Origin of the sequence: Marinilactibacillus sp. GCM10026970 (genome assembly GCF_042660675.1) — a bacterium.
Classification (GTDB): domain Bacteria; phylum Bacillota; class Bacilli; order Lactobacillales; family Carnobacteriaceae_A; genus Marinilactibacillus.
Window position 1 is genome coordinate 83762 of sequence record NZ_JBHSUL010000002.1, and the last position, 15106, is coordinate 98867.

Sequence of the window (15106 nt, forward strand, 5' to 3'; positions counted from 1 at the left end):
AAAGGACGGATCATATGACGGAGAAAAATATTTTAGGAAGAATCAATAGTATTAAAGATCAATTACCCAAAGCGGAAAAGAAAATTGCTCAGTTTGTCTTGGATAAACCAGAAGAAGTCGTAAATATGACAGCGTCAAAATTGGGAAAGGCTTCTGATTCAAGTGCGGCAACAGTAATCAGACTTTGTAAACGAGTGGATATCTCAAGTTTCACCCAACTTAAGGTACTGATTTCAAGAGAATTCACGCAAAGTAATCCAGTCGGTTATTCGGATATCACACCAGATGAACCGCTGGATGATATTATGGATAAGTTACTTGGAAACGCGTTTCAAACGATGCAAGATACGGTTTCTGTTATTCAAGAGAAAGCTTTACTAGAAGCGGTAGAAGCAATGAAAAATTCTTCAATCATCTATCTGTTTGGAATTGGCGCTTCAAGTTTGGTAGCAGAAAATATTGCGCACAAATGGAGTAGAATCGGAAAAACGTGTATTAGTTATAAAGATCCACATGCCTTGCTTGCGGCAATGTCTCCTACAAAAAAAGGACAGGTTTTTATTGGAATTTCCAATTCAGGAGAGACAAAGGAAATCGTTAAAGTCATGGAACTGGCTAAAAAAAATGGGAGCCAAACGATTGCGCTAACCCAGTTTGGTAAGAACAGTCTAACAAAAAGGGCAGACATCTCACTTCAACATGTTAGAGCACAAGAAGGGACAGTCAGAAGTGCCGCAACCAGCTCGTTGCATGCGCAGTTTATTTTGGTAGATATTCTATTTTATGCGTATGCTTCAAAAAACTATGATAAAATTATTGATCAAATAAAGTATTCAAGAGAGCAAATCGAGCATTATGGTTCGTAAATTTTTACGTCGTGTGAAACCATGCTTTTAATTAAAACCGCTAAAGATCAACATGATTCCTTTAGCGGTTTTTGTATACACAAATTGACTCAATAATTTAAAGAACATCATTCATATAGAAAGGGTGGTAGCAATGACAAAGATTCCTGAGAATTTCAAGGAAATCATGGTGAAAAATTACGGATCTAAAGTTGAGAACTGGGTCAACGCACTACCGAATCTCTTGTCAAAGAGCGAAGAAATTTTTAATATTCACCATCTGAGACCGTTCGAGGACTTGTCTTATAATTATGTTGCAGATGGCATGGTTGGGCACTTACCTGTTGTACTGAAATTATCGTTTGAGAAAGAAGCCCTCAAAAGAGAAAAAGATGTTCTAAAAGCATTTGAAGGAAGGGGGACTGTTCGGGTTTTGGACTATAACGAGAAACTCGGTGCGCTTTTACTCGAAAAAGTTGTGCCCGGAAAGTCTCTAGCAAATATGGGAGAAGACCAAAAAGAGGTTAAACAGTTTTGCCAAGTCTTTAAACGACTCCATCAAACACAAGTTAACGTTAACAGTGAAGGTGTACCGACGCTTGTCGAATGGTTCGCTGCTCTAAAACGATACCGAGAAATTGAGGGAACTACTGGCGATATTCCAGAAGAAGAGATGACCTTAGCTGAAATATTATTAGAAGAATTAATTCAAACGACTATAGATCCTGTATTGATGCATGGGGATTTGCATCACGGGAATATTTTAGAGAACCAAGGCGGTGGCTGGAAGGTTATTGATCCAAAAGGACTGTTTGGAGATATCCATTTTGAGACTATTCAATATTTGTTGAATTACATAGATCGTCAAGGCGACCCAGATATTGTATTAGAAAGAAGGATACAGTGGATGTCCTCTTACTTGAATTTAGATCAAATGCGTATTATTAAATGGGGAGTTGTTCGTGGTATTCTTGAGGCCTGTTGGGCACTGGAGAATGGAGAAGATTTAGACAAAGGACTTGAAATAACCAACCGGTTCAGACGACGACTAAGATTGTTAGCAGAAGTAAAGGAGATTGATAACAATTGTTATTTTTGATAACCTATAAGAAATTTGTCATAATGAAATGAAGAGTGGGCGGTGTAAATATGTATAAAATAAAGATTACAATAAGAGATGCGCTGATTTATATAGGAATCCTTATAACGATTGAGATATCTCTAAGAATTAATTTAGATAAAGGCGATAACATACAGAATATCCTCATGAACTTTCTGCCTGGTGCAGGGCTGATGTTTTTAGGGCTATCGATAGAGCATAAAGATATGAGTAAAACAATCAGGATAATTGTATTGTCTCTGGCTATTTTTTGGTTAGGATATATCTCGCTCTACTATCTGATTGGCTTTCATAATCATCATTGGGGAAATTAACTTTGAGTACATATTTATCAAAACACTTCAAATAACGCATAATAAGCCAACTTACTAACAGTGGATTAAAGTCTGACGTGAACGGTTGGCTATTTATATTTGCTCTATTCGTTACGACAAACTGGAGGGATTGATATGAAAAAGGATAATCCAATAAACTGGCGTATCAGATTGAAAGAACTGTTAGTAGACTATGTGGCAATCTTAGTCTATCTAGTAGCGTTATTGATTGTGAATTTGATGATCTATTTTTTCATACTAGATGGCATACCTGAATTTACAATGAATCAAGCAAAAATCGTTGCGACGGTAGAGTCCGTTATACCGATCGTTATTTGGTTTACGGTCATGGACTACAGTAAGCCTTTTGGTACATTTGGTAAGCGAAAAGCAAAGCTTGAAGTGGTGTATATGAACCGATCGTTCTGGAGAAGCCTCACTCGAAATGTTGTTAAGTTTCTTCCTTGGCAACTTGCACACTTAGGTGTAATTGAAGGAATCTACACAGAATTTGGAGCGATAAGCTCAATTCTATTCACCAATGCGGGTATTTTTCTAGGATTGATTTTACTTTGGATGGGATTTTTCCGAAAAGACCGACGCCATTTGGGGGATCTTTTGGCTGGAACACAGGTTACCTTAAAAAAATAGAAAAATTTGCGGATATTAATTTGTATATTGACTATCATATTCCATTTGTTTGGCGGTTTCTTTGGCAGTAGAAGCACCTAAGATTTTACCGACAAGATAAAGAGATAATTCGATTCCCGCACTAATACCCGCAGATGTCAGAATATGACCTTCGTCTACAAACTTTGTATTTCGTTTTACGTTAAGTGAGGGAAAGCTCTCCGCTAGCCTATCTAGAGCACTAAAATGCGTCGTTACTGTTTTACCTTCAAGTAAGCCTGCTTTCGCTAGTAAGAATGCACCGGTACAGACAGAGGTAGTATATTCTGTTGTTTGATCTTGTTCTTTTATCCATTGATGCAAATCTTGATTATGTATTTCAAGTTCACGTGCTCCATATCCACCAGGGACAACAAGAATATCTAACTTTGGATGATTTCCAAAGTTAAAATCAGGTAGTACGTGAAGGCCGTTTCTAGCTTTAATCATCTGGCCATCTTGAGAAATCGTAACCACCTTAAAAGGCTTATCTTTTTTAGAGGGATTTTCAGTAACAGAAAACACTTCAAAAGGACCTGCAAAATCGAGTACTTCAACTTCATTGAATAAAAGAATACCGACGATTTTTTGTTTCATTTTGATTACTCCTTTGTATAGCTACGCGGCTTTGCGATGTAATATACCTGAGTTTAGTATGGTTACAGAAAAACCATCCATTTAGGGCGAACCCAAATGGATGGTCAACTATTTATAATAAAAGATTAGTGGTTAGTATGGTTATTAGAGTTGTTTGAAGCTTTATCAACTTCTTTTGAAACGTCGTTTGCAGCTTGCTTTGTTGTTGCTTTTACATCTTCAGAAGCATTTACAGCTTCAGATTTGATATCTTCAGATGCAGAATGTAATTGTTCTTTAAGATCTTGTGCAGTTTTAGCTAAAGTGATTTTGATGTTTTCAGATGCTTCACTTGCTGCATGTGAAACTTCTTCTGACTTTCCTTTGGCCATACTTGCATAGTCGTTTGCCATTTCTTTTTTCTCGTTGAATTTTTTAGAAATGTCTTCACGTGTTTCTTTACCGCTTTTAGGCGCAAATAATAATGCTACTGCTGCACCGAATAGTGCTCCTTTGATAAATTTCATAGTCATTTCCTCCTAATATCTAATTGCCTTACTAGTTCTTTCCCCTCATTATAGCGAATGTTATCGAACTTTCAAACAAGAAGCACTTACAAATTCAAAAATGCAAAAGGTCAAAAGATAAAATCTTCTAATTTTATACTACTCCAAACTGAATAATATTCGTTTATCAAAACTAGCTAAAATTCGAAAACTTGATTTCGAAATAGGTAAAGATAGAGGACAGGATAAAAATTTATTACGATTGTGTTGATTTGACAAGGGGGCAACGAATCGTTGCTCACTGTTTTGAACCAGATAGCGTATAGTACTTACATAAGATATAAGAAAAAACCTATTTAATGGTGTTCGGCATTAGTTGAGATTTAGTTGTTAAATATGTTCGATTTCTATTTAAAAGAACATTGTTATGTTATGGAGGTTTTGGTACAATTTTAATAGTTCGAGACTTTGTACGCTGAAACACATGTGGATAGATTTGTTCCATTATTTTAAAATACTTTCCATTAAGAATCAATTGTACAATAAAGGTTAAAAAAGGAGTGTCGGTCAAGTTACGAATGATGAGTTATGGTTTAGTTAGGGGAAAATAATTAATCAAATTTGGAGGAGTATACTTAATGAATGAAGAAGTAAGAGTTAATCAAAGCAAAACCTTTCCATGGTCAGCGCTAGTAATATACATAGTGGTTGTACTCGGAATTGCAGTATATGGAGCGTTTTCGACAGATCCGATGATCCCAGAAGGTGTCGATACAGAGTCTCTCGCTGCTTTTGGAGTCATTGGCGCAATAGTTGGTGCAATTTTCTTGGTCATTGCTACAGCAATTCAATACGCCTTTATAAAGTTTCCAACTCAATGGGTTTCAAAAGAAGAATTTGTCTATAAGTATGATATCTGGTCAGCGCTATTTTATTCGGGTGCAATTGGAGCGGTGATCAATTTTATTATTGGACAGCTTGGATATGGAGAAAATCTAATTTTAGCTTCTGTAGTAAGTGTTATAACAACTGTCTTATTCTTGTTATTTTATTTCTCAGGTGAAGAAAAAGAAAGCCACATCAAACGTGCAATCATAATTGTTCAAGTAGCGTGGTTGATTATCGGAATCGTATTGACGATTGCATTACAAACCATCGCCAACAATATTTTACTTTAATGGAGAGAAGGACAAAAATTGAAAAAATCTACTAAACCAACACCGACTCGCTCTTTTTCTAAGCGAGTTGGTGATAAAAAGGGGCTAATCACCGTAGGGATTATTGCTGTATTGATTGCTATCTTTTTTATCGTTCGTGCTTTTCAAGGATCTGCTATTGGAACTGAAACAGAACAATTTTATTCTATTTATACGGTTAGAGAAGAAGATCCAGTATTGTTTGATGGAATCGTTCAAGCATCTGAGGTTCAGGAAGAATACTATGATGCATCAAATGGTGTCATCGGTGAACTACTCGTAGAAAACGGGCAGGAAGTAGAAGAAGGTACAGACTTATTTACATATACAAATGAAGAAAATCAGCAATTATTAAATGAACAAAATCGTCAGTATAGTCGATTAGAAAAAAGACGTTCTGAAGCTGAAACCGAACTGGCCAACGCTCGTAAAGCATCCGAAACAGCGGACGCAAATATTACTAAAAGTAATCGTGCAATCGAATCTGCTGGACAAAGCTCAATAGATCAATTAGACGAAGAAAGTGAACAATTTACGGTGAATACAGAACTAGACACAGCTCAAAATGATCTTTTACGTTATGAGTCCGATAAAGTAGAAGCAGATGCCACAGTTGATTCTGCTCAGATGTCGATAAGAGATTTGAACGAACAGATGGAAGATATCGAATTTGAAATCGAGCGGTTACGGGGAGATATTACAACAACGGTTCAAGCAAATTTTGACGGGATTATCGAGTTGAATCAGCCGAACATTTCAAGTATTCAAGCAAGTGAGGAACCAGTTATTCGTTTGATGTCAAAAGAACAGAAAATCGATGCATCTGTTTCTGAGTATGATTACGATAAAATCACTTTAGAAGATACAGTGGAAATTAGCTTAATCACTTCAGATAAAGTCTTAGGTGGTACCGTGACAAAATTGAGTACTTTACCCATGCAAGCAAGTAGTGAAGGGGGTTCTTCCTCTTCCAGATATCCTTTTACTGTTATTCCAGAAGAATCTATTCAATACGGATTTTCTGTTCAAATCGGAGTAGATGAAGGGATCGTTTACTTACCGCAGTCGGTCGTAATCGAAGAAGAAGAAGGAACTATTGTCTTTGTTCATAATGAAGGGATTGTAGAACGCCGCGAGGTTCAAGTCACTGAGGATGGAAGCTTGTATATGCTAGAATCTGGTCTTGAAATTGGTGAAGAAGTGATTATGGATCCGGATATGGAACTGGCTGATGGAGACGAAGTCGGTGTGTTCTATGATTAAGCTGGAAAAAATTCGTAAAGCTTACAAAGCAGATAACGACTGGATTCCTGTATTAAAAGATGTGGATCTTGAAGTCAGAGAAAAAGACTTTCTGGCAATTATGGGACCTTCTGGTTCTGGGAAATCAACTTTACTCAATTTGATTGGTTTTGTGGACCGTCACTATCTAGGAAATTATAACCTTGAAGGAGAGGTTGTGACGTCTAAAGGAGACGCAGATCTTTCTCAGTTACGCAATCAACGTGTAGGATTTGTTTTTCAACAATTCAATTTAATTGAAACCTTAACGATTGAAGAAAACGTTGAATTGCCGTTACTTTACGATGGTTGGAATTACACTCAGACTAAAAGTAAAGTGCAAGAACTCCTTGAAAAATTAGGGATAGGCGACAAGGGTAAGAAATATCCAAAACAATTGTCCGGTGGCCAGCAACAAAGAGCTGCCATCGCGCGTGCAATCATCAATAATCCGGATTTCATATTAGCAGATGAACCAACTGGCGCGTTAGATACACAGACATCCAATGACATTATGAACGTATTCAAAACATTAAATGAAGAAGAAGGTGTGACTATTATTTTAGTCACGCATGATCCTTCTACGGTCGAGTACTGTAACAGAGTCGTTCATATGCAGGATGGCGTACTGACCGAAGAAGTGAGGTAAGAAAATGAAGCCTATTGTATTTTTCAAAGGCGCGTGGAACGCGCTACTTAGAAACAAAAAACGAAGCTTTTTAACAATGATTGGAATTGTCATCGGGATTGCGGCGGTTAGTACAATCATGTCTATCGGTAGAGGATTTGAAAATTATGTTCTGGACTCTTTAAATCCTGACGAAGGAGAATTGTTGACCGTCAATATTCAATTCCAGTCAACTGATCCAGAATGGATGTACGAGACAAATGAACCTTTATATTCTGATATGGATTTGCAATCCATTCGCTATCTTCCAGGGGTGAATGATGTAGAAGTCGTGAATATGGATTATCTGTATGCCTCTTTAGATACAATGATTGATGGAGAAGAAGGCTATGCAGATGCGACGCTGACAGAAGAGCAAGGAAGACCAGTGATAGCAGGTAGATCGCTTGATTCTATTGATAATGATCGAGAAAAAAGAGTGACCGTTGTACCTTTTTCACTAGTTCAAGACGTATACAGCACAGAAGAGGATGCGATTGGAAAAGGATTAACGCTAAGCGGTCAATTGTACACGATTGTTGGTGTACACGGAGATGAGATTGATACATCTGGTTTCTTGGGTGGTTTCGTGTCCGAAGAAATCGAGATTCCTTTAAACACCTATAAACGTTACCATGATCAGTTTTCTGTAGGAAACGAAATCAGTATTACAGTCGACCGAGGCTACCTTCCTTCAGAAGTAGCGGATGAGACAGTTTTCCTTTTAGAAGAAGATGGAACGATGCGCAATATGGGAAGTTACGAGTATTTCGATATGTCTGCTTTAGATGATGGTCTTTCTCAAGTATTGAGAGGAATTACACTATTTGTTGCAAGTGTGGCGGGGATTTCACTGTTTATAGCTGGAATCGGCGTTATGAATATGATGTATATCTCTGTATCTGAACGCACAAAGGAAATCGGAATTCGACGTGCATTAGGTGCTTCTCAAAAGAGTATTCGAGCACAATTCGTTTTAGAAGGTGTGATGATGACGAGTATTGGTGGTGTTGTGGGCTATTTGCTAGGGTGGTTTTTCTCCGGCATCGCCTCAGTTTTCTTACCTTTCTCAACAGGAATAGACGTATTGACGATTGTTATCTGTATCGGTGTTTCCGCTCTTGTCGGGCTGATTTTCAGTTATGCACCAGCGAACGCTGCAAGTAAGAAAGAAATTATCGAGATTCTTTAAGACTGATGGGAGGCGTTAGACTAGATGAATCGATATGTTACATTCACCAAACATAAATTTTTTGAAGATAAATGTAATCAGCAAAAACAACTCGTATTCTTAGTGATTTTCTTGATTCTTTTGTTTTTATTAAGAGATCGTCTAGATCTATTCTTAATCACTTACACTGTGATCTATCCTATAAGTTATCTTTTAATTTGTGTAGTGCAGTTCAAAAATCAAGATAGCGAAGTACCTATAGAGTAACAGTAAAAACTCGAGCAAAAGAGGAAAATCCTTTGCTCGAGTTTTTATCATTTCACTAGTATGCTTTACAACTTAGATAAGATAAAGTAAGATGATGTTAACTATTAAGTAATACAACCTAGTGAAGGTTAAGGTGATGGAATGAAAAAGACTCAATTATTAAAAGGTGTCCTAGAAGGATGTGTTTTATTGATTATTAAAGAGAAAGAAGTCTATGGATACGAGCTAGTACAGCAACTTAAAAAATCTGGATTTGAAGACATTGTTGGTGGAACAGTTTATCCAATTTTACAAAAACTCGAAAAAAATCAATTAACGACAAGTGTCAAAAAACCATCGCCGGATGGACCAGACCGAAAATACTATCAGATAACCAAAAAAGGCATAGAATATTGTGATGACTTCGTACAGAGTTGGAAAGAGCTGGAAAGCAGCGTCCATCATTTAATAAATTAAAGGAGGAGACAGTATGAGTAGTACTAAATTAGTCATCCAGCAAAATAATGAACTGAGAGAAGAACTGACTGAAGAAAACAAAGTATATTACGAAGAATTGCTTGTTTACGTAAGAACTAAAAGCTGGTTCAAGGATGAAAGAAAGATTGAAGAAGTACTATTAGAAGTTCTACAAGATTTAATCGTGGCTCAAGAAGAAGGCGTAATGGCTGAAGATTACTTTGGGAGAGATCCTGAAACGTCTGCCAATAACATAGTCAATAATATTGACTATAACTTAATTGGTGGTTTAAAAATATTACTTCAAGTTTTTGGGATTAGTTCAATATTTTCGCTCTTAAATATGATTGTTTCTGCAGAAACTTCTATAAATTTAACTTCTATATTATTTAGAACTGGATATTTGTACTTAGCTGTATTCATTTTTTTACAACTATTGAAAAACGAAAGTTTTCACCGGTCATCTTCTAAATTAAAAGAAAGTCTTTATATAATCAGCTTGATTACTATTATTGTTTCAGGACCACTTATCGAAGCAACTCTTTTACCTAATTTTCTAAATTTCTCCTTGCCTTTATTTATTCCCTTCGGTCTTTATTTTTTTGCTGTTTCGTCATTTACTTGGAAGTTTTTCAAAATGTCTGCAGAAGAACGTAAAATTTGGGTTTTGTTATTAATACTAGCTTGGGGTGCTTTAATATTTGGAATAATAAATACCCTTTAATTAGGGTATTGAAGTTTCAAAATAAATAAAAGGAGGAAATTCAATGAAACATACAGATATACATGAAAAAAATGAGCAACTCAAGAAAACACTCACAGAAGAAAACAAAAAACAATTTGCTAAGATTGAAAGCTATATTCAATTTGGAAATACATTTAAAAATCCGATGGAATTAGAGACCAGACTGAATGACTTTCTTCACGAATTGATTGAAGCGCAAGGAAAGGGTAAGACGGTTAATGAATATGTAAATAATCAACCCAAAGAATTTGCAAGTAACTTTTTGACCAAGCTAAAAAATAAACCGCAAGAACTTCTAAAAACAATTGGTGTATTTTTATTTGTTGTACTCTTATTCAATTTTGCTTTAAATAGATTTTCAATAGATATTGTTGATCTTATTACGCTAACCGTGCAAACAGCTGCCTTCTGGGGAATTATGAAGAAATTGCTACAGTGGGATGTTTTTAGTGAAATGGATACACTGTTTAGAATCGTTGTTGGTGGTGCGTTAGCTGGTATAGCATTCGCACTAGTAGGGATATTAAGAGATCAAATGGTTTTTTTAACATGGCCAATTGAAATTCCTTTTGCTATTTTTGCAGGTATAGTATTTGTCGTTTCTTTAGTAGTGACAGTTCTGATGATTGTTTACAAGAATAAAAGTAAAGTAGACTGGTTTATGACCATGGTCTTCTTGTGGGGTTCTTTGATAATCGGAACACTGAATTACCTGTAATAAAATTTAGGAATGACGGTAGAGTAGAAAGAGGCGAACTATGAAGCGTACAGAAAGTGTTAAAGAAATGACTGAACGCAATGAAGAGATTAGTAAAACTTTGTACATAGAAAATCAGAAGTACTATGAAAAATTAGCAGATTATGTTAGATACGGTAGTTATTTCAAAAATGAAAAAGAAATAGAGGAATTCTTATTACAAGTACTAGAAGATATACTTCAAGCTCAAAAAGAAGGTGTGTCAGCTGAAATTTACTTTGGAAAAGATCCAAAATCCTCGGCAGATGAATTATTAGCTACCTTAAAATTTGATTGGCTTGGAATTTTGAAAACGTTTGGGGTTGTATTTAGTTTCTACTTTTTCTTTGCTTTCGCAGTAGGAAATTCAAGCGTCGATATTATCAGCTTTGTGGTTCGAATTTTGGGTATTACGATTGCTGTAGGGATGATAGTTAATATCTTACAGAAAGGCATCTATACAAAGCGGAATTCCAGAAAAAACCGCCTGCTTTCTAAATTGCTTATAGGTCTCATTCTTCTACCGATCATTCTATTAGAGTTTTTCTTTAAAACAAATTTATTTGTTATTGAATTCCCCTACTTATTAGTAGCCAATCTAGTATTCTTAGCGGCGTTGATGATAACGTGGAAATATTTTAAAACACCGAAAGAAAAACGGGATATCTGGTCGATATTAATGATGGCTACTTGGGGTTCACTTTTTATGGGTATCATGAACCATATTGTAATGCCGTTCTTAATCAACAGATAATGTTCTGATAAGAGGAGTAAATAAATATAATAATCTGTGAGCATATAATACTAATTAGAGGTAATTCCTATGTTACGATATAGTTGCGAAAACTTGTCTGATGGAAGTTGACCACATAATCATTAATGCGCTTTTATGAATCTTAACTCTTTTTTTAGGAAGGTCATTTATAATAAAACAAGAAGATAAACAGGATGCATAAAAAACGGAACATAGGAGGACGATCGTTTGGAAATCGGGATAGATAAAATTGGGTTTTATACCCCTGAATTTTTTATAGATATGGAAAAGTTGGCTGAGGTTAGAGGTGTCGAACCGGCTAAGTATACGATCGGAATTGGTCAAGAAAAAATGGCTGTAGCGCCATTGTCTCAAGATGCGGTAACCATGGCTGCGAACGCAGCACTTGAAGTTTTGAACGAAGAAGATAGAGAAGCTATTGATTTTGTTTTATTAGGAACAGAATCTGGAGTAGATCATTCAAAATCTGGGGCTGTGTGGGTACACCGTTTAACTGGTATCCAAAAATATGCACGTTCGGTTGAATTGAAACAGGCTTGTTATAGTGCGACAGCTGCAATCACAATGGCTATGGGACACATCTCATTGCATCCTGAACGCAAAGTGCTTGTATTAGGAACAGATATTGCAAAATATGGTTTAAATACTGGCGGAGAACCAACACAAGGTGCGGGTGCTGTCGCAATGGTCTTATCTGCTAATCCTCGCATTTTAGCACTGGATACGGATAGTGTATCTATGTCAGAAGATATTTCGGATTTCTGGCGCCCACTACACTCGGACTATGCCATAGTAGACGGCAAGTTCTCGAACCAAGCTTATCTGAACTTCTTAACAGATGTCTGGGGTGAGTACAAAGAAAGAAACAACCGGGACCTCAGTGATTTTGAAGCACTATGCTTCCATGTACCGTACACTAAAATGGGTAAAAAGGCATTAAAAGCTTTAACGGAACACGCTTCTGAAGAAGATGCTACTCGTCTGATGGGATATTATGAGCCAAGCATTTCTTACAACAAAGCAGTCGGAAACATTTATACAGGATCTCTTTATTTAAGCCTGTTATCTTTACTAGAACAAGGACCTGAACTTCCAGAAAACGCACGTATCGGTTTATTCAGCTATGGTTCTGGCGGGGTTGGCGAATTCTTTAGTGGAAAAGTCAAATCTGGTTACAAAGAACACATGTTGAAAGACGAACACGAGGCTTTGCTCAACAAACGTCGTGAATTATCTATAGAAGAGTACGAAAACATTTTACAACAAGCCTTGCCAAAAGATGCAACAGACATCGAGTTAGACGTTCTAGAAACAACTTCTGGTACGGTTGTACTGAAAGGTGTTCAAGCGAACATTCGTCATTACGGTAAAAATTAACCAGACGACTGAACAATGTGGATTCAAAAGCTATCTTTAAATAAAGGAGACGTTTCTTTTATGCAAAAAGTATATATAGCAGGTGCTAAGCGAACACCAATCGGTTCATTTTTAGGTGCTTTAAAAGACGTATCTGCTTCAGATTTAGGAAAAACGGCTATTGGAGGAGTATTAAGTCAAAGTGGCATCAATCCTTCAGAGGTCAATGAAGTGTCTTTGGGAAACGTTTTGTCTGCTGGTCAAGGTCAAGGTGTGGCTAGACAAGCTTCGATTAAAGCTGGAATACCGGAAACGACTCCTGCTTATAGTACGAATATGGTCTGCGGTAGTGGACTCAAAACGGTCATGAATGCTTTCACAGGTATTCGCGCAGAAGAATACGACGTTGTTATAGCAGGTGGAACCGAATCGATGAGTCAAGCACCTTATTTGTTGCCAGGTCGTACACGTGACGGAATCAAGATGGGGAACTTCCAGACAATCGATCACATGGTTCATGACGGTCTGACAGACGCGTTTGAAGGTTACCATATGGGTATAACAGCTGAAAACATTGCAGAACAATACAAAATATCTCGTGAAGATCAAGATGCTTTCGCATATGATTCTCAACAGAGAGCATTGACTGCAGTAGATGAAGGTACGTTTAATGATGAAGTTGTACCTGTCAGTTGGACTTCAAGACGTAAGCAAGAAATCACTGTAGATACAGATGAATATCCAAATCGTAATGCTAATCTTGAAAAGATGCAGTCTTTGAGACCAGCATTCAAGAAAGACGGTACAGTAACTGCAGCAAATGCTTCTGGTTTGAACGATGGCGCAAGCGCAACGGTCATCGTGGGCGAAGACTATTTGACGCAACACGACATCCAACCGCTAGCTGAAATTGTAGCAATCGGTCAAGGTGGTGTCGATCCATCTATTATGGGGATGGGACCAGTACCTGCCGTAAAACAAGCGTTGAAAAAATCGGGTCTGTCTTTTGAAGATATTGATCTTCTAGAGTTGAATGAAGCTTTTGCCTCGCAGAGTCTAGCTGTGATTCAGGAATTATCTGAGGCTTTTGAAGTAGATAAAGAAGCGTTAAAACAAAAAACCAATCTTCATGGTGGCGCAATTGCTTTAGGCCATCCAATTGGTGCAAGTGGAAACCGTATCTTAGTGACTTTGTTATATACATTGAAGCGCAAAGGTCTAAAATATGGGATCGCTTCACTTTGTATCGGTGGCGGAATGGGTGCTGCTGTAATCATTAGAAACACAGATGTTGATTAAACAAAAAAAGAAAAACTTTCATTTTGAAAGTTTTTCTTTTTTTGTTTTTAAATGGATTTTTAGGGTGACGTTTGTCAATGATTTCAATATAATCAAGGTATCGAATAGATTGCAAAACAAGTTTTGATGAGGAGACAAGCATGAAATTAGCGAAATGGGTGATCTTGTCCTTGTTTTTAATGGGATGTAGTAGTCCAAAAACAAATGAGACCGTCGAGCCAGTAGAAGAAACGAATGAAATCATTAGTGTAGCGTTAACAGAAACAGGCGATATTGATCAAAAGTACTTATTTGATTCTTCAGATGAAGGTGAACTAGAAATTGTCAACTCGATGTTGTCTACTGCAACCCAGATGGATGGAATCGTAGATATGATAGATCCAAATTATAAAATGGTTTTTGAAGGGGAAGATGATGAATCTGAAACCTATTCTATCTGGTGGGAAGAAGATCCAACTCAGCTCTCTTTAATGGATTGGGTAGATACACATACGGTTTTCAGGCTCGAAGGAGAGTCTGCACGTCAGTTTGAAGAACTGATAAAGTAAAAAATAGAAGGTCCTCTAAAACTAAATTAGAGGACCTTCTATTTTAATTATTCTGCATCTTTTTTAGCCAGTAAATCTCTAATATCTTCTAATAATTCTTCTACAGTAGGCGCTTCTACAGGTGTCTCTTCTGGTTCAGGTTTGTTTCTAAGAGTTAGTGTATTGATAAACTTAATCATAAAGAAGAGGACCAGTGCAATCAGTAAAAAGTTGATAACGGCTTGTAAAAATTGTCCGTACCCTAGTGGTGCTGAACCAATTGTTAAAGATAAATCTGCTATTTCTGCTTCGCCTGTTAAAGCAACAATGATTGGTGTAATAATAGATTCAACAAGAGAGTTCACAATAGCTGTAAAGGCAGATCCCATCACAAGCCCGATTGCTAACTCCAATACATTTCCTCTAGCAATAAACTCTTTAAATTCTTTAATCATGTTCAATTAAAATCCTTTCTAAAAATAAAATTACAAATACACCTTTTCATTCTACTGAAGAATGAGTAGATTTTCAAATTTTACTATTTTCCTTTACGTGATTTTTACATAAAATTGATAGAAAGTCCCTTTAGAAAAAGGGTAT

Annotated in this window: 18 protein-coding genes; 15 read left to right on the forward strand and 3 right to left on the reverse strand. The window is 36.7% G+C overall.

The features are described from left to right. The first annotated feature begins 14 nt into the window (after positions 1-14). From ACFP65_RS00755 to ACFP65_RS00765, 3 genes are all read left to right on the forward strand, one after another. On the forward strand, positions 15-866 hold the full coding sequence (locus tag ACFP65_RS00755) for a MurR/RpiR family transcriptional regulator (RefSeq protein ID WP_379914956.1): 852 nt from the start codon (positions 15-17) through the stop codon (positions 864-866). Between the two features lie 133 nt (positions 867-999). After that, positions 1000-1944: an aminoglycoside phosphotransferase family protein gene (locus ACFP65_RS00760; RefSeq protein ID WP_379914958.1), complete on the forward strand. Its 945-nt coding sequence runs from the start codon at positions 1000-1002 to the stop codon at positions 1942-1944. A 470-nt stretch (positions 1945-2414) separates the two neighbouring features. Beyond that, positions 2415-2930, forward strand: a complete 516-nt coding sequence (locus tag ACFP65_RS00765) for an RDD family protein (RefSeq protein WP_379914960.1) — start codon at positions 2415-2417, stop codon at positions 2928-2930. Between the two features lie 15 nt (positions 2931-2945). On the opposite strand, the gene ACFP65_RS00770 is transcribed toward ACFP65_RS00765, so the two are convergent. Further along, the gene (locus ACFP65_RS00770; protein ID WP_379914962.1) at positions 2946-3545 is read right to left on the reverse strand and encodes a DJ-1/PfpI family protein; all 600 of its coding nucleotides are present in this window, start codon (positions 3543-3545) and stop codon (positions 2946-2948) included. 125 nt (positions 3546-3670) lie between these two features. Beyond that, positions 3671-4051: a YtxH domain-containing protein gene (locus tag ACFP65_RS00775; RefSeq protein WP_379914964.1), complete on the reverse strand. Its 381-nt coding sequence runs from the start codon at positions 4049-4051 to the stop codon at positions 3671-3673. Between the two features lie 617 nt (positions 4052-4668). Here ACFP65_RS00775 and ACFP65_RS00780 point away from each other — a divergent pair. The 12 genes from ACFP65_RS00780 (at position 4669) to ACFP65_RS00835 (ending at position 14527) form a co-directional block, all read left to right on the forward strand. Further along, a complete protein-coding gene (locus tag ACFP65_RS00780; RefSeq protein WP_379914966.1) occupies positions 4669-5208 on the forward strand; it encodes a hypothetical protein in 540 nt (179 codons plus the stop codon). An 18-nt stretch (positions 5209-5226) separates the two neighbouring features. Then, positions 5227-6489: an efflux RND transporter periplasmic adaptor subunit gene (locus ACFP65_RS00785; RefSeq protein WP_379914968.1), complete on the forward strand. Its 1263-nt coding sequence runs from the start codon at positions 5227-5229 to the stop codon at positions 6487-6489. Further along, positions 6482-7156 (forward strand): ABC transporter ATP-binding protein, encoded by a 675-nt coding sequence (locus ACFP65_RS00790; RefSeq protein ID WP_379914970.1) that lies wholly within the window; start codon positions 6482-6484, stop codon positions 7154-7156. The genes ACFP65_RS00785 and ACFP65_RS00790 overlap by 8 nt, the downstream gene beginning before the upstream one ends. 4 nt (positions 7157-7160) lie before the next feature. Beyond that, the gene (locus ACFP65_RS00795) at positions 7161-8366 is read left to right on the forward strand and encodes an ABC transporter permease (RefSeq protein ID WP_379914972.1); all 1206 of its coding nucleotides are present in this window, start codon (positions 7161-7163) and stop codon (positions 8364-8366) included. Positions 8367-8390: 24 nt separating this feature from the next. Further along, positions 8391-8612 carry a hypothetical protein gene (locus ACFP65_RS00800; protein WP_379914974.1) on the forward strand — a complete coding sequence of 74 codons (222 nt, stop codon included), beginning with the start codon at positions 8391-8393 and terminating at the stop codon, positions 8610-8612. Positions 8613-8753: 141 nt separating this feature from the next. Beyond that, the gene (locus ACFP65_RS00805; RefSeq protein WP_379914976.1) at positions 8754-9068 is read left to right on the forward strand and encodes a PadR family transcriptional regulator; all 315 of its coding nucleotides are present in this window, start codon (positions 8754-8756) and stop codon (positions 9066-9068) included. A 13-nt stretch (positions 9069-9081) separates the two neighbouring features. After that, positions 9082-9792 (forward strand): hypothetical protein, encoded by a 711-nt coding sequence (locus ACFP65_RS00810; protein ID WP_379914978.1) that lies wholly within the window; start codon positions 9082-9084, stop codon positions 9790-9792. 43 nt (positions 9793-9835) lie between these two features. Then, positions 9836-10531, forward strand: coding sequence for a hypothetical protein (locus ACFP65_RS00815; RefSeq protein ID WP_379914980.1), 696 nt, complete (start codon positions 9836-9838; stop codon positions 10529-10531). 40 nt (positions 10532-10571) lie between these two features. Further along, a complete protein-coding gene (locus ACFP65_RS00820; protein WP_379914982.1) occupies positions 10572-11303 on the forward strand; it encodes a hypothetical protein in 732 nt (243 codons plus the stop codon). Between the two features lie 228 nt (positions 11304-11531). Continuing rightward, positions 11532-12701, forward strand: a complete 1170-nt coding sequence (locus ACFP65_RS00825; protein WP_379914984.1) for a hydroxymethylglutaryl-CoA synthase — start codon at positions 11532-11534, stop codon at positions 12699-12701. A gap of 60 nt (positions 12702-12761) precedes the next feature. After that, entirely contained in the window at positions 12762-13979 is a 1218-nt protein-coding gene (locus ACFP65_RS00830; protein ID WP_379914986.1) for an acetyl-CoA C-acetyltransferase, read from the forward strand. 140 nt (positions 13980-14119) lie between these two features. Next, entirely contained in the window at positions 14120-14527 is a 408-nt protein-coding gene (locus tag ACFP65_RS00835) for a hypothetical protein (RefSeq protein ID WP_379914988.1), read from the forward strand. Between the two features lie 47 nt (positions 14528-14574). Here the strand turns inward: ACFP65_RS00835 and mscL are convergent, their stop codons facing one another. Then, positions 14575-14961, reverse strand: coding sequence for a large conductance mechanosensitive channel protein MscL (gene mscL, locus ACFP65_RS00840; protein WP_379914990.1), 387 nt, complete (start codon positions 14959-14961; stop codon positions 14575-14577). Positions 14962-15106 lie beyond the last annotated feature (145 nt).

Bases quoted from the DNA above. Each gene is read 5' to 3' on its own strand.
- ACFP65_RS00755 (WP_379914956.1), top strand. From the start codon at position 15: ATGACGGAGAAAAATATTTTAGGAAGAATCAATAGTATTAAAGATCAA.
- ACFP65_RS00760 (WP_379914958.1), top strand. From the start codon at position 1,000: ATGACAAAGATTCCTGAGAATTTCAAGGAAATCATGGTGAAAAATTAC.
- ACFP65_RS00765 (WP_379914960.1), top strand. From the start codon at position 2,415: ATGAAAAAGGATAATCCAATAAACTGGCGTATCAGATTGAAAGAACTG.
- ACFP65_RS00770 (WP_379914962.1), bottom strand. From the start codon at position 3,545: ATGAAACAAAAAATCGTCGGTATTCTTTTATTCAATGAAGTTGAAGTA.
- ACFP65_RS00775 (WP_379914964.1), bottom strand. From the start codon at position 4,051: ATGAAATTTATCAAAGGAGCACTATTCGGTGCAGCAGTAGCATTATTA.
- ACFP65_RS00780 (WP_379914966.1), top strand. From the start codon at position 4,669: ATGAATGAAGAAGTAAGAGTTAATCAAAGCAAAACCTTTCCATGGTCA.
- ACFP65_RS00790 (WP_379914970.1), top strand. From the start codon at position 6,482: ATGATTAAGCTGGAAAAAATTCGTAAAGCTTACAAAGCAGATAACGAC.
- ACFP65_RS00795 (WP_379914972.1), top strand. From the start codon at position 7,161: ATGAAGCCTATTGTATTTTTCAAAGGCGCGTGGAACGCGCTACTTAGA.
- ACFP65_RS00800 (WP_379914974.1), top strand. From the start codon at position 8,391: ATGAATCGATATGTTACATTCACCAAACATAAATTTTTTGAAGATAAA.
- ACFP65_RS00805 (WP_379914976.1), top strand. From the start codon at position 8,754: ATGAAAAAGACTCAATTATTAAAAGGTGTCCTAGAAGGATGTGTTTTA.
- ACFP65_RS00810 (WP_379914978.1), top strand. From the start codon at position 9,082: ATGAGTAGTACTAAATTAGTCATCCAGCAAAATAATGAACTGAGAGAA.
- ACFP65_RS00815 (WP_379914980.1), top strand. From the start codon at position 9,836: ATGAAACATACAGATATACATGAAAAAAATGAGCAACTCAAGAAAACA.
- ACFP65_RS00820 (WP_379914982.1), top strand. From the start codon at position 10,572: ATGAAGCGTACAGAAAGTGTTAAAGAAATGACTGAACGCAATGAAGAG.
- ACFP65_RS00830 (WP_379914986.1), top strand. From the start codon at position 12,762: ATGCAAAAAGTATATATAGCAGGTGCTAAGCGAACACCAATCGGTTCA.
- ACFP65_RS00835 (WP_379914988.1), top strand. From the start codon at position 14,120: ATGAAATTAGCGAAATGGGTGATCTTGTCCTTGTTTTTAATGGGATGT.
- mscL (WP_379914990.1), bottom strand. From the start codon at position 14,961: ATGATTAAAGAATTTAAAGAGTTTATTGCTAGAGGAAATGTATTGGAG.